12 protein-coding genes and 1 other RNA gene are annotated in these 13,358 nt (G+C 65.4%); 5 read left to right on the top strand and 8 right to left on the bottom strand.

Going from position 1 to position 13,358, the window contains the following annotated elements; genetic code table 11:
* Positions 1–16: 16 nt before the first annotated feature.
* Positions 17–991, top strand: coding sequence for a TraB/GumN family protein (locus tag J7396_RS13950; RefSeq protein WP_209261605.1), 975 nt, complete (start codon positions 17–19; stop codon positions 989–991).
* A gap of 53 nt (positions 992–1,044) precedes the next feature.
* Here J7396_RS13950 and J7396_RS13945 read toward each other — a convergent pair.
* The 4 genes from J7396_RS13945 to gluQRS all read right to left on the bottom strand — a co-directional run bounded on the left by J7396_RS13945 (position 1,045) and on the right by gluQRS (position 3,633).
* A non-coding RNA gene (locus tag J7396_RS13945) (sX9 sRNA) lies at positions 1,045–1,119 on the bottom strand.
* Between the two features lie 56 nt (positions 1,120–1,175).
* Entirely contained in the window at positions 1,176–1,751 is a 576-nt protein-coding gene (gene phaR, locus J7396_RS13940; RefSeq protein WP_031423057.1) for a polyhydroxyalkanoate synthesis repressor PhaR, read from the bottom strand.
* 159 nt (positions 1,752–1,910) lie between these two features.
* Positions 1,911–2,651, bottom strand: a complete 741-nt coding sequence (locus J7396_RS13935) for a beta-ketoacyl-ACP reductase (RefSeq protein ID WP_011347745.1) — start codon at positions 2,649–2,651, stop codon at positions 1,911–1,913.
* Between the two features lie 82 nt (positions 2,652–2,733).
* Positions 2,734–3,633 (bottom strand): tRNA glutamyl-Q(34) synthetase GluQRS, encoded by a 900-nt coding sequence (gene gluQRS / locus J7396_RS13930; protein ID WP_209261604.1) that lies wholly within the window; start codon positions 3,631–3,633, stop codon positions 2,734–2,736.
* Between the two features lie 97 nt (positions 3,634–3,730).
* On the opposite strand from gluQRS, the gene htpX reads away from it, so the two are divergent.
* The gene (htpX, locus tag J7396_RS13925; RefSeq protein ID WP_008576145.1) at positions 3,731–4,609 is read left to right on the top strand and encodes a protease HtpX; all 879 of its coding nucleotides are present in this window, start codon (positions 3,731–3,733) and stop codon (positions 4,607–4,609) included.
* A 99-nt stretch (positions 4,610–4,708) separates the two neighbouring features.
* Here the strand turns inward: htpX and J7396_RS13920 are convergent, their stop codons facing one another.
* The 3 genes from J7396_RS13920 to J7396_RS13910 form a co-directional block, all read right to left on the bottom strand.
* On the bottom strand, positions 4,709–6,778 hold the full coding sequence (locus J7396_RS13920) for an EAL domain-containing protein (protein WP_008576147.1): 2,070 nt from the start codon (positions 6,776–6,778) through the stop codon (positions 4,709–4,711).
* Between the two features lie 216 nt (positions 6,779–6,994).
* Positions 6,995–8,176 carry an NAD(P)/FAD-dependent oxidoreductase gene (locus J7396_RS13915; protein ID WP_209261603.1) on the bottom strand — a complete coding sequence of 394 codons (1,182 nt, stop codon included), beginning with the start codon at positions 8,174–8,176 and terminating at the stop codon, positions 6,995–6,997.
* Positions 8,173–8,721 carry a YaeQ family protein gene (locus tag J7396_RS13910; protein WP_005923173.1) on the bottom strand — a complete coding sequence of 183 codons (549 nt, stop codon included), beginning with the start codon at positions 8,719–8,721 and terminating at the stop codon, positions 8,173–8,175. The genes J7396_RS13915 and J7396_RS13910 overlap by 4 nt, the downstream gene beginning before the upstream one ends.
* A gap of 552 nt (positions 8,722–9,273) precedes the next feature.
* On the opposite strand from J7396_RS13910, the gene J7396_RS13905 reads away from it, so the two are divergent.
* On the top strand, positions 9,274–9,483 hold the full coding sequence (locus J7396_RS13905; protein ID WP_008576153.1) for a cold-shock protein: 210 nt from the start codon (positions 9,274–9,276) through the stop codon (positions 9,481–9,483).
* A 171-nt stretch (positions 9,484–9,654) separates the two neighbouring features.
* Positions 9,655–10,353, top strand: coding sequence for a glutathione S-transferase (locus J7396_RS13900; protein ID WP_209261602.1), 699 nt, complete (start codon positions 9,655–9,657; stop codon positions 10,351–10,353).
* A gap of 215 nt (positions 10,354–10,568) precedes the next feature.
* Here J7396_RS13900 and J7396_RS13895 read toward each other — a convergent pair whose 3' ends face one another.
* Positions 10,569–11,444, bottom strand: a complete 876-nt coding sequence (locus tag J7396_RS13895) for an alpha/beta hydrolase (RefSeq protein WP_209261601.1) — start codon at positions 11,442–11,444, stop codon at positions 10,569–10,571.
* A gap of 280 nt (positions 11,445–11,724) precedes the next feature.
* Between J7396_RS13895 and J7396_RS13890 the strand changes: the two genes are divergently transcribed.
* Positions 11,725–13,281, top strand: coding sequence for a YdiU family protein (locus J7396_RS13890; RefSeq protein WP_209261600.1), 1,557 nt, complete (start codon positions 11,725–11,727; stop codon positions 13,279–13,281).
* The last annotated feature ends 77 nt before the right edge of the window (positions 13,282–13,358 follow it).

The raw sequence follows: 13,358 nt of genomic DNA, 5'->3' as shown, positions 1-13,358 counted from the left end.
TGTGCGGAGAAGCCTGGTGACCGGGCGACGGACCACGTTGACGCGCCAGCGGATTGCCACCTGGTGCAGCGGCGCGCTGCTTGGCCTGGCCTTGTGGAGCGGCGCGCTCGTACCGGTGTGGGCGCGCGGTGCCGGCGACGCGCCGGCAGGCCCGCCGGTGCCGCTGCTGTGGAAGGTCGATGGCAAGGGCGGCACGCTGTATCTGCTGGGCTCGTTTCATGTGCTCAAGCCCAGCGACTACCCGTTATCGCCGGATGTGATGCAGGCCTTCGCCAAGGCCGACCGTCTGCTGTTCGAATTGCCGCCTGACGATGCGCAATCGCCCGAGCTGGCCAGTCGCATGCTGCAGGCGGCGCGGCGCACCGACGGGCGTACGCTGCAGGACACGCTGGATGCGAAGACCTGGCAGGCGCTGAGCGCCTACGCGCGCAAGTACGGCATGTCGCTGGCGAGCCTGCAGCCGCTCGAGCCCTGGTTCGTAGCGCTGACGATCAGCCTGGCGGAGATGACCCGGCAAGGCATGGACCCGAACGCGGGGCTGGACCATTACCTGATGGAACAGGCGCAGGCGCGCGGCAAACCGGCCGACGGCCTGGAGCGCGCCGCCGAGCAAATCGCCTTGCTCGACGGCATGTCGCCGACCGAGCAGCATCAGTTGCTGGAAGAGTCGCTGGACGAGGCCGATGCCACCGACCAGCTACGCCAGCTGCATGCAGCCTGGCGTAATGGCGATGTGCATACGCTGTCCACGCAGATGGCCGAAGACATGCGCCGCCAGTATCCGGCGCTGTATCAGGACATCAATGTCGAGCGCAATGCGCGCTGGGTGCCGCGGCTGGAGCGGCGGCTCGGCAAGGGCAGCGGAACCACGCTGGTGGTGGTCGGTGCGCTGCATTTGCTGGGCAATGACGGGGTAGTGGAGCGTCTGCGTGCGCGCGGCTACCACGTGGAGCGGATCTGCTCTGCCTGCACAACGCAGGCCGGCCACTGATTGGCTGCGCCTGGGAGCGTGGGGCTCCTGGCGCAGCGTTCGGTATCTGAAACGGTCGACATCACACCGCGACCAGCCGTCAGCTGGCATGGCCGGCGCAGCGGAGCAGGGGTGTCCGAACAGCGCCTGAGGATGCCGGCACCGGCCGCACCTGCCTGGCGGCTGCGCAATGGCGTGTTGTCTATTAGCCGCGGTTGCGGGCCTTGCCGGTCGTGCCGTGATTGCCGCCAGCCGAGCCATGCGTGCCGGTTCCCATCGGGCCGCTGCCCAGGCCGCTTGCCCCGGGCGGGTTCGGCGGCGTGCCCGGGCCACCCGGGCGGCCGAAGCCGGCGCCGAAGTTGCGCTGGAACTCCTGCCACAACTCCAGGTTGCGCTCGGTCAACTGGTTCATCATCGCCCACGGGGTTTGCCCGAGCAGGTTGCCCATTTGCTGACGGAACTGCTGCTGCTGATCCAGGAACACCTGCATGCTGCGCTCCAGGTAATTGCCCATGAAGCCCTGCAGCGAGTCGCCATAAAACCGGATGATCTGGCTCAGCAACTGGGTGGAGAGCATCGGCTCGCCGTCCTGCTCGCGGTCGGCGATGATTTGCAGCAGCACTGCGCGGCTGAGGTCCTCGCCGCTCTTGGCATCGCGTACTTCGAATTCTTCGCCATCGATGATCAATTGGCGCACATCTTCGATGGTGATGTAGCTGGAGATTTCCGTGTCGTAGAGACGGCGATTGGGATACTTCTTGATGATGCGAAGTCCGGCCATGGAACGTTCACCCACACTGATAGTGCGCGCAGGATGGCGCACCGCAGCAGCGCTTGCAACAGCCAAAAGGCCTTATTTGCTTAAGCGGACACATTAAAAATGTTGCGCAGCATGGTTTTTGAGCAAAATCCATGCTGCACCGCAAAGTTGCAGCAAACGTTACCAGCCCATGTGGTGGCCGCCGTTGATGTCCAGATTCGAGCCGGTGATCCAGGCAGCCTCTTCCGCAACCAGAAACGCCACCGCGTAGGCGATCTCTTCCGGACGGCCCAGGCGTCCGGTGGGGATATCGGCCACGATCTTGGCGCGCACTTCTTCCGGAACGGCCATCACCATGTCGGTGGCCACATAACCGGGCGAGACCGTGTTGACGGTGACCCCGAATGCCGCGTTCTCGCGCGCCAGCGAGATGGTGAAGCCGTGCATGCCAGCCTTCGCGGCGGCGTAGTTGGCCTGGCCATACTGGCCCTTGAGCCCGTTGATCGAGCTGATCTGGATCACCCGGCCCCAGCCGCGTTTACGCATGCCCTCGATCACCGGGCGGGTCACGTTGAAGACCGAATTGAGGTTGGTGTTGATGACCTCGTGCCACTGCTCGGCACTCATGCGGTGGAAGGTGGTGTCGCGGGTGATGCCGGCGTTGTTGACCAACACCTCGACCGGCCCCAGCGAGGATTCGACGTCTTCCACCAGCGCGCGCGCATGCTCGGACGAGGCGACATCGCCGCGAAACAGGGCGACCTCGTACCCCTGCGCCTGCATGCGCTGCTGCCAGTCGCGTGCCTTTTCTTCGTTGCGGAAGTTGCTGGCGACCCGGTGGCCCTGGTCGGCCAGGCGCTTGCAGATGGCAGTACCGATACCGCCGGTGCCGCCGGTGACCAATGTGACGCGAGATGTCATGACGACTCCAATCAACAAGTGAGGCTGAGGGCGATTCGGGTGCGGGACTGCTGCGCCCGGACGCCGGTGCTGGGCCGCAATTCTAGTCACGCTGGAGGCCGGATGCGCGCGCATCGAGGTCCAGCTGGCGTTGGCGTGGAAGCAGCCGTGGCGAAAAATGCTGCACGGCGTGCTGCAGCAGGGTTTCCACGGCTGCATGCCGCGGCAGTGCGTCGGCCTGTTGACCCAAGGCGACCCAGGCGGCGTGCAGGGCCGGCAGTGGATCGGCGTCGTCCAGTGCGGGTGCATCGTGTGACTTGGACAGCTTGCGGCCGTCGCGATCCAGCATCAGCGGCAGGTGCAGGTAGCGCGGCTGCGGCAGGCCCAGTGCGCGCTGCAGCACCATCTGGCGCGGGGTGGAGTCGAGCAGGTCGGCACCGCGCACCACATCGGTGATGCCCTGCGCCGCATCGTCCACCACCACTGCCAGTTGGTACGCCCAATACCCGTCGGCGCGGCGCAGCACCACATCGCCCACCTCGGCGTAGACATCCTGCAGCACCGGTCCTTGCAAGGCGTCCTCGAAGCCGACCGGCGATTGCGGCGGCACCCGCAGGCGCACCGCACGGCGCTCGCCCAGTGGCGCGACGCAGGCGTGGTGGATGCCGCCCATGCCGGCCAGATCGGCCCGGCTGCAGCTGCATTCGAATGCCTGGCCGGATTCCAGCAGCTGAGTGATAGCGTCGGTGTAGGCCGCATCGCGCTCGGACTGCCGCATCACCGGCAGGTCCGAGTGCAGCCCGAATGCGGCCAGCGTGCGCAGCTGACGTTCGCTGGCGCCGGGTTCGGCACGCGGCGGGTCGATGTCTTCGATGCGTACGCACCACTGCCCACCGGCATGCCGGGCCAGCAGCCAGCTGCCGAATGCAGCCAGCAGGGAGCCGAAGTGCAGGGGGCCGGTGGGCGAGGGCGCGAAGCGGCCGAGATAAGGGGGCGATGGCATGGGCAGCTGAATCGTCGGTCAGGTGCTTGCTTGATTTCAAGCCGCAACACCCGCAGATCCGCACCAGTTCACCCCGCATCCGTGGAGCCATCGCGCCATGTTCAACCGCATTTTCCTGTTCCTGCTGACCAATCTTGCGGTGCTGATGCTCGCCGGCATCGTCATGTCGTTGCTGGGCGTCAATCCCGCGCAGATGAGTGGCCTGTTGGTGATGGCCGCCATCTTCGGTTTCGGCGGCTCGTTCATTTCCTTGCTGCTGTCCAAGTTCATGGCCAAGCGCAGCACCGGTGCGCAGGTCATCACCGAGCCGCGCACGCCGACCGAGCGCTGGTTGCTGGAGACCGTGCGCCGCCAGGCCCAGGCTGCCGGCATCGGCATGCCGGAAGTAGCGGTCTACGACGGCCCGGAAATCAACGCGTTCGCCACCGGCGCCAACCGCAACAACGCCCTGGTGGCGGTGTCCACCGGCCTGCTGCAGAACATGGACCAGGATGAAGCCGAGGCGGTGCTTGGCCACGAGATCGCCCACGTGGCCAACGGCGATATGGTCACCATGGCGCTGCTGCAGGGCGTCCTCAATACCTTCGTGATCGTGCTCGCCCGCGTGGTCGGCGGCATTATCGACAGCGCCTTGTCGGGCAACCGCGAGGGCGGTCGTGGCTTTGCGTACTACATCATCGTGTTCGCGCTGGAGATGGTGTTCGGCCTGTTCGCGACCATGATTGCGATGTGGTTCTCGCGGCGCCGCGAATTCCGCGCCGATGCCGGTGGCGCGCAGTTGGCCGGCCGCAGCAAGATGATCGCTGCACTGGAGCGGCTGTCGCTCAACCATGGCCAGAACACCTTGCCCTCGCAAGTGCAGGCGTTCGGCATCTCCGGTGGGGTGGGCGAGGGCTTGCGCCGGCTGTTCCTGAGCCATCCGCCGCTCACCGAGCGCATCGCTGCACTGCGCGCCGCCAGCGGTAGTGCAATGTAAGGGGGCGGATCTCCGGCTGCCTGGCAGACAACAAAAAACCCGCGCAGTGCGGGTTTTTTGTTGCTTAGCGAGGTTGCGAACGAGCGGGCGCGCCGGCTTTCAGCCGAACTCGTAATTCATCAATGGCCCGGTCGGTGCCACGAAATCGCCCTGGACGTAGTCCACTCCGGCACTGAAGAAGCTGCTCATCGACTGCGCATCGGCGACGAACTCGGCCATTGTCAGAATGCCGGCCGGCTGCGCCCGCGAGGTGATTTCGCGAATCTTTTCCTGGCTCTCCCGCGCCGAGGCGATGTCGCCGGTGATGCCGCGATCCAGTTTGAGGAAGGCCGGGTGGAAATGCGCCAGCAACTGGAACGAATCCAGGCCCGAGCCGAACTGCTCCAGCCCGACCTTGCAATCCATCGCCGACACCGCAGCCAGGAACTGCTGCGCGTTGCGCAGGTGCGTAAACACCTTCGACTCCGGCGTCTGCAGCCACAGCCGTTCGCCGGGGACGCCGTAGACCGCCAATTGCTCGCGGATGGTGTCGATCATCTGCGGGTCCGAGAACGAGTTCGGCCCGATGCGTACCAGTAGATGGGTCTTGTGCCCGGCACGTTGGCGTTCGCCCAGTTGCCGGATGGCCCGCGCCACCACCCAGCGGTCGATTTCGGTGACCAGGTCGTGCTCTTCGGCGATGGCCATGAACGCGTTCGGCGACATCATTTCGCCGTTGCGTTCCAGGCGCAGGAAGGCCTGGTACAACTCCAGCGGCTCGCCTTGCAGGTTGAGCACCGGCTGGTAATGCAACAGGAAACCGTCGCCGACCAGCGCTTCGCGCAGCTGCTCGACCCAACGTTCGATGCGTTCTTCTTCGGCCCGATCCGCCGCAGCCGGGTCGTAGATGCTGACCGCGTTGCCACCGAGCTCGGCAGTAGTGCGCACCGCCTCGGTGCCGCGATTGAGTACCTGGCCGATGCTGGCGATCTTTTCGCCGATCTGCACGCCGCCGATGCTGACCGTCACCGTGGCCGAGCGCGTCCCCACGCTGACCACGTGCTGCGCGAACGCATTGCGCACGGTTTCGGCCAGCGCATGCGTGCGCGCGTAATTTCCATTCAACAGCAGGGCGAAACTGTGTTCGCCGAAGCGCGCGGCCAATACGCTGTCGTCCAGCACGCTCGCCACGTGCGCGGCAAGCGCAGCAATCAGCGCATCTGCCGAATCCAGCCCGAACTCGGGCAGGATGCGTGCGTAGTGATCCGGCTCGATCAACAGGAAGCCGGATTGGCCCTCGCTGCGGCCGGCCTGTGCCACGGCCTGTTCCAGCGCCACCATGAAGGTGGGGCGATTGAGCAGGCCGGTGACCTGGTCGCGCTGGCGCAAGTCTTCGACTTCGCGCGCCAGTTCCGGGTCGAACTCCTCGCGGCGCCGGAACACCACCTGGATGCACGGCTCGCCTTCATAGGTGGCGGTGGCGAACTCCATCGTGGCCGGGAAGGTGTCGCCTTCCACGCGGCGTGCATCGAGCTTGTACTGTGCCGGCGGCGGTTCGCCCTTGGACATCGCCTTGAGCAGCTGTTTGAAATCGTCGACGTACTGCGCGGCGATCATGTCCAGCAGCGAGATGCCTTCGACATCGTCGAACGACTCGAAGCCGAACATTTCCAGATAGGCATCGTTGGCACGGATATGCATGCCTTCATGCACGTAGGCGATCGGGTCGCGCGAAGATGCGATGAGTGCGTCGCAGCGGCGCTCGGTCTCGCGCATCTGCGCCTCGATGCGGCGCAGTCCGCGGCGGGCCTGCAGGTCGTCCCACTCCGAGCGCACCAGTGCAAGCAAATGCGCGGGGCGGTGGCGCAATGCAATGGCGCGCACCCCGTGCGAAGCGGCCTCGACCAGGGCGTTCTCTTCGATCCGCTCGGCCAGCAAGATGATCGGGATGTCCTTGCCGCTGCCCGCAATCTGGGTCTGCAAGGCGCTCATGGGGATCTGCTGCGCCTGACCCAAGATGGCCAGATCGATCTGGCCCGACAGCATGCTGGCCAGTTCCTCCTGGCTTTGCGGTCGCGATGGACGCACCGCAATGCCGCCATTGCGCAGCGCGGTGACGATGGTCTCCGCACTCTCCACGCTGTCGTCGACGATCATCAGGCGGAGGGTGAGATCTTTGCCTTTTTGCATGCGCGGCTCCCTAGAGACGGGCTTTAATACACGAAGGGGTTTGACACGTCCATGTGTGTGGAGCATGCCGCATCAAGTGTGAGACGTAGAACAATATTTGCGCGTGGAAGATGCCTTCTGGCGCGCATCGACCGTTTTCACTGCGTGCTGTCCATGCCGCGACGGCGCGTTCAAGGCGCCTGACCTGATCGGTGGGCGAGCCCCCCGCCATCGCCGTTACGCCACGCTCCCCGCTGCATGGCCGGACGCCCACGCCCACTGAAAGTTGTAACCGCCAAGCCAGCCGGTGACATCCAGTACCTCGCCGACAAAGTACAGGCCTGCCACCAGGCGCGACTCCATGGTCGCACTGGAGACCTGTTGGGTATCGACCCCGCCCAGGGTGACTTCAGCTGTCCGATAGCCTTCGGTGCCGCTGGCGATCAGCGGAAAGCTGCCGAGCAGCTCGGCGGCGGCTGTCAGCTGCGGCGGATCCAGCTGACGCACCGGCTTGTCTGGCAGCCAGAGCTCGCACAAGCGTTGCGCAAACCGTTTCGGCAGCACGTCGGCCAGCACGTTGCGCAGCTCGGTGGCGCCGCGTTGCTGCTTTTGTTCGCGCAGCCACGTCGCTGCATCGCGACCGGGCAGCAGATCCAGCCGCAAATCGTCGCCCGGCTGCCAATACGAGGAGATCTGCAGGATCGCCGGGCCGCTGACCCCACGATGGGTGAGCAGCATGGAATTGCGAAAGCTGACTCCGTTGCACTGCGCCTGGACCGGCAACGCCAGCCCGGACAACGCTTGCAGACGCTCCTGATGCTTGCCGCTCAATGTGAGTGGCACCAGCCCGGCGCGGGTGGGCAGCAGCGCATGGCCGAGCTGCTTGGCCAGGGTATAGCCGAAGCCGCTGGCCCCCATGCTGGGAATCGACAGCCCGCCGGTCGCCACGATCAACGAGTGCGTCTGCACGCACCCCTGGCTGGTCTGGACCTGGAAGCCGTCGCTGCCGCGCTGGACCGACAGCACGTCGCACTGGGTGCGGATCTGCACGCCGGCCGCATCGCATTCGTCCAGCAGCATGCGCACGATCTGCTTGGAGGAGATGTCGCAGAACAACTGGCCCAGCTCTTTCTCGTGATAGGCGATGGCATGCCGTTCGACCATCTCCACAAAATCCGCCGGGCTGTAGCGCGCCAGGGCGGATTTGCAGAAATGCCGATTGGCCGAAATGAAGTTGCCAGGCGTGGTGCCGGTGTTGGTGAAATTGCAGCGCCCGCCACCGGACATCAGGATCTTCTTGCCGACCTTGTTGGCATGATCGATCACCACCACCTTGCGGCCACGCTGGCCGGCAGTGAAGGCGCTCATCAGCCCGGCAGCGCCGGCGCCGATGACCAGCACGTCGCAACGCATGCTCATTCGGCCGGGGCTTGCCGCACCATCGGGGTCAGGGTGACGCTGCCGTGGTCGGCCAGCATCTGCACTTCGCCGTCCTGGATGATCACGTCGAACCGCATGCCGCGCTGGATCAGTGCGCCCAGCGCTTCGGTGGCCTGCGAGTCGAGCTCGATCACGCGCAGATTGCGGTACCGGCCCATGGCGTTGGCGTGCTTTTTCCACCAGGTTTCGGTGGCCTGGCCGCCGTAGCCGATGACCACCGCCTCGCGCGAGCGGTTGCAGGCCTTGCGCACGCGGCTTTCGTCCGGCTGGCCGAGGTCGATCCACAGATCCGGGTCGCCGGTGTAGTCGCGCCGCCATAGGTCCGGCTCGTCGTCGTTGCTGAGGCCACGGCCGAATTCCAGACGATCGTCGGCAAATAGCGCGAACGCCAGCAGCCGCACCATCAGGCGCTCGTCGGTCTCGGAAGGGTGCTGGGCCAGGGTCAGCGAATGGTTGGCGTAATAGCCGCGGTCCATGTCGCTGATCTGAAGTTCCGCCCTGCGGACGGTGGCGGTGAGGGCCATCAGGATGCCGGTTGCAAAGGGCGCCTATGATACGCGGCCGGTTCATGTGCCGGGTGTTGCCCGCATCTGGCAGAGGTGCGTCGTCGGCCGGGCCTGGGCTGGCTGACAGCTGGATGGTGCGAGCAAGGGCAGGGTGGGCTTGGCTCAGAGGCCGGTTGGCTGCAAGGGCCACGGCGGGGCGACAGGCGCTGAGGCGCGGTCCAGGACGTCGCGGACCATGGCCGGGCAGGTGTCGTTAACGGCCCCCATGATCTGCGCAGCTGTGGGGGCGTCAGGCAGTGGCATCCGGTCAATTGGGATGGGGACAGTCCCGACAGGCCGTCGGATTGGACCCGACTGCAAAAGATTTGACGCAGGGTGTCGCTTTTTGCAGAAAACACGAGTACTGTGCACGCACTGTGTTTGCAAGGGTCACCGTGAATCGTGGCCTGGTGCAGCCGGATCGTTACAGATCTCGCTTCATCGTTCCGCTTTACCAACGCCTGCAACTCAGTCTCAGCTCCGGCTTTTCGGACGCTGCGATTTATCCATCAATAGTTCAGGAGTTAGTAAATGTCAGAGCGTCAGAGCGGTACCGTGAAGTGGTTCAACGATGCCAAGGGCTTCGGCTTCATCACCCCGGAAAGCGGCCCGGACCTGTTCGTGCACTTCCGCGCCATCCAGGGCACCGGCTTCAAGTCGCTGCAGGAAGGCCAGAAGGTCACCTTCGTCGCCGTGCAGGGCCAGAAGGGCATGCAGGCTGACCAGGTGCAGGCGGTCTAATCCGCCTGCAACCTTAGGGTTGCCAAAAACGCCGGCCGTGCAAGCGGCTGGCGTTTTTTATTGTCTGCACGACAGGCGGTCAGCCTCGCTGGCGCGTCCACCAGGCGCTGCTTGCGCACAGCGACGACGCCTGGATCGGTAGGATGTGCGCTTTCCGCGCGCAGCTATCTCATGATCACTGTCCACCATCTCAATAATTCCCGTTCCCAGCGCGTGCTGTGGCTGCTGGAAGAACTGGCGCTGCCTTACCAGATCGTGCGCCATGAACGCGACCCCAAGACCATGCTGGCGCCGCCGGCGCTGCGCGCGATCCATCCGCTGGGCAAATCGCCGGTGCTGGTCGATGGCGACCTGGTCGTAGCCGAATCTGGGGCAATCCTGGAGTACCTGACCGAGCGCTACGACACCGAGTGCGCGCTGTCGCCATCGCCGCGGCCGCTGGATTCGCCCGAGCGCCGGCAGTTTCGCTATTGGATGCATTACGCCGAAGGCTCGGCGATGCCGCCGTTGCTGATGACGCTGATCTTCGGTCGCATCCGCAGCGCGCCGATGCCGTTCTTCGCCAAGCCCATCGCACGTGCGATCGTGGACAAGGCGATGTCGGGTTTCGTCGGGCCGCAGCTCACCTTGCATCTGAACTGGATGGAGCAGTCGTTGCAGGCCGGCAACTGGTTCGCTGGCGAACGCTTCACCGCCGCCGACATCCAGATGAGCTTCCCGGTACAGGCGGCGGCCGCACGCGGCGGCGGTCTGGAGAACTACCCGCGTTTGCACGCGTTTCTGGAACGGATCCAAGCGCGTCCGGCGTATCAGGCTGCGCTGAAGAAAGGCGGCCCGTTCGAGCTGATGGGAAGCAAGCCGGCCAAGTGACGGCAGCGGAGAGTAGGGAGAGCGGGGTGCGGGTGTAGGTGGGCGGGACTGTTTTACGCCCGCTGTCTGCTGCTACGACATGGCGTCTCTCATCGCGATGTATTCCGCTCATTCCGGATCCGAATGGCACCCAGCGACACCGACGTCGGTATCGCTGCCCATCAGCCCTTCGCAGCAGTCACTCAATCCCCAGCGACGTCAGGGCGGATTGCGCTTCAAGGCACCCGGCACTGGCGCACAAACCGCAGCGTATCGTTCAGCACCTGCGAGCGCTCCGGCGATTTGCGCAGCGCCAGCAGGATGCCGAGATGGCCCATGCCGGGGTAGACCTTCAGTTCGGCACTGCCGCCTTCGCGCTTGAGCGCCTGCTGCAGCGAGATGCTGTTCTGTAGTTCGACCACGCGGTCGGCATCGCCATGCAGCAGCAACATGGGCGGTTCGTCGCCGCCGACGTAACGCACCGGTTGCGATTGCCGTTGCGCTGCCGGCGCATCGCCGAAAATTTCGACCAATTCGGGATCGGTCATCGGCATGAAGTCGTACGGCCCGGCCAGGCCCACCACGCCGCACAACTGGTGAGGTTTGAGGCCTTGCGCCTGCAGCCAGCGGGCATCGGTGCCAAGCAACGCGGCCATATGCGCGCCTGCCGAATGACCCATCACCGCGAGGCGATTCAGGTTGCCGCCGTACTCGTGCGCGTGGCGGTAGCTCCATGCGGTGGCGCCTGCCGCGTCGGACATGAAACCGTGTAATCCGACCTGCGGATACTTGCGGTAGTCGGCCACCATCGCCACCACGCCCTGGCGCGCAAGTGCGCGCCCCACCCAGCGATAGTTGGCGCGTGAACCGCGCTTCCAGGTGCCGCCGTAGAAGAACACCACCACTGGCGCGTCGACTGCGCCGCGCGGCTGGTAGACATCCAGCGCCAGGCCGTGCGCGGAATCGAACACCTGGTCGCGATGCTCGACGATGCCCGATCGGCTGGATGCGGCATTGATGCCACCAAAAAAGACGCTGCTGCAGGCCGTCATGGTCAACGAGCCGAGCAACAGGAGGGCAGGACGGAACCAGCGGGAAGCGCGCGAGGGCATGGGCGATATCGGTACGGGGCAGGAAGGGTGGTGGGGACCAGGCACGAACGCAACAGGCCGGCAAGTGCAGACCAGAGAGTGGCGTCCCAGCAACGTTCGCCTCTGTCTGGTGCGCATCTGATCGGCAGCCGGCGGCTATTAGCGGCTATCGCACGTCGCAAGCATGTGCAGGACGAGCCCGCTCGGCACACGCCAAGCGAGTGAAGATACGGTACGCACGCAGCGCCGGATGCGGCTTCGCCCATGTCAGGTTCACCGCCGGTGGCCTAGGCTTGCCGGCATGACACATTTGCACTTCGATAATCGTCTGCGTCAACAGCTGCCTGGCGACCCGGAAGAGGGGGCGCGCCGGCGCGAGGTGGGCGCGGCCTGGTCGTCAGTCTTGCCGACGCCGGTCGCCGCTCCGCACCTGATCGCGCATTCGGCGGAGATGGCGCAGGTGCTGGGCCTGGAGGCGGCCGAGATCGCCAGTGCGCAGTTCGCCCAGGTGTTCGGCGGCAACGCGCTGTACCCGGGAATGCAGCCTTGGGCGGTCAACTACGGTGGGCATCAATTCGGGCATTGGGCCGGACAGCTTGGCGACGGGCGGGCGATTTCGCTGGGCGAGGCGATCGGAACCGACGGTGGGCGCTACGAATTGCAGCTCAAGGGTGCCGGCCCGACGCCGTATTCGCGCGGTGCCGATGGGCGCGCCGTATTGCGCTCGTCGATCCGCGAATTCCTGTGCAGCGAGGCCATGCATCATCTGGGCGTGCCGACCACGCGTGCGTTGAGCCTGGTCGGCACTGGTGAGGCGGTGGTGCGCGACATGTTCTACGACGGCCACCCGCAGCGCGAGCCGGGCGCGATCGTGTGCCGGGTGGCGCCTTCGTTCATCCGCTTCGGCAACTTCGAATTGCCCAGCGCACGCGGCGATATCGCATTGCTGAAGCAGTGGGTGGATTTCACCATCGCCCGCGATTTCCCGGCGTTGGCCGGTGCCGGCGAGGCGCTCTACGCCGACTGGTTTGGGCAGGTCTGCGAGCGCACCGCGGTGATGGTGGCGCACTGGATGCGGGTCGGGTTCGTGCATGGGGTGATGAATACCGACAACATGTCGATCCTCGGTCTGACCATCGACTACGGCCCGTATGGCTGGGTCGACGACTATGACCCGGACTGGACGCCCAACACCACCGACGCGCAGGGGCGGCGCTATCGCTTCGGCACCCAGCCACAAGTGGCCTACTGGAACCTGGGCCGGCTTGCCCAGGCGCTGGCGCCGCTGTTTGCCGACCAGGCCCTGCTGCAATATGGGCTGGATCGTTTTCGCGATACCTACCTGGCGTGCGACCGGCGCGACACCGCCGCCAAGCTGGGCTTGGCAGAGTGTCGCGACGAGGATCTGCAGCTGATCGACGCGCTGCGCGCCCTGATGCGCGAATCCGAGATGGACATGACGCTCACCTTCCGTGGGCTCATCGACCTGTCGCCCGAACATCCGGACCCCGCGCAGCTGCGCGACGCCTTTTACGACGAAGACAAACGCCTGGCGGATGCGCCGCAGCTGCAGCAATGGCTGCAGCGCTATGCCGCGCGCCTGCAGCAGGATCCGCTGTCGCCGGAAGAGCGGCGCGCGCGCATGCGCCTGGCCAACCCGCGCTATGTGTTGCGCAATTATCTGGCGCAGCAGGCGATCGACCGTGCCGAGCAGGGTGACCCGTCCGGGGTGCAGGAGTTGCTGGAAGTCATGCGCCGCCCTTACGACGATCAGCCCGGGCGCGACGCATTTGCGGCGCGGCGGCCGGACTGGGCACGCGATCGCGCCGGGTGTTCGATGCTGTCGTGCAGTTCCTGACGCGCTCAGATGCAGGTATGCCGTAAATCCGGCGTGGATGGCGTGCGCAGCCTAGAATAGGCGCAACTCCACCGGCC

The organism is Xanthomonas sp. A1809 (genome assembly GCF_017746015.1).
GTDB classification, from domain to species: Bacteria; Pseudomonadota; Gammaproteobacteria; order Xanthomonadales; family Xanthomonadaceae; genus Xanthomonas; species Xanthomonas euvesicatoria.
The sequence above is the reverse complement of the archived record's forward strand: the minus strand, read 5'-3'. Positions and strand labels throughout refer to the sequence as shown.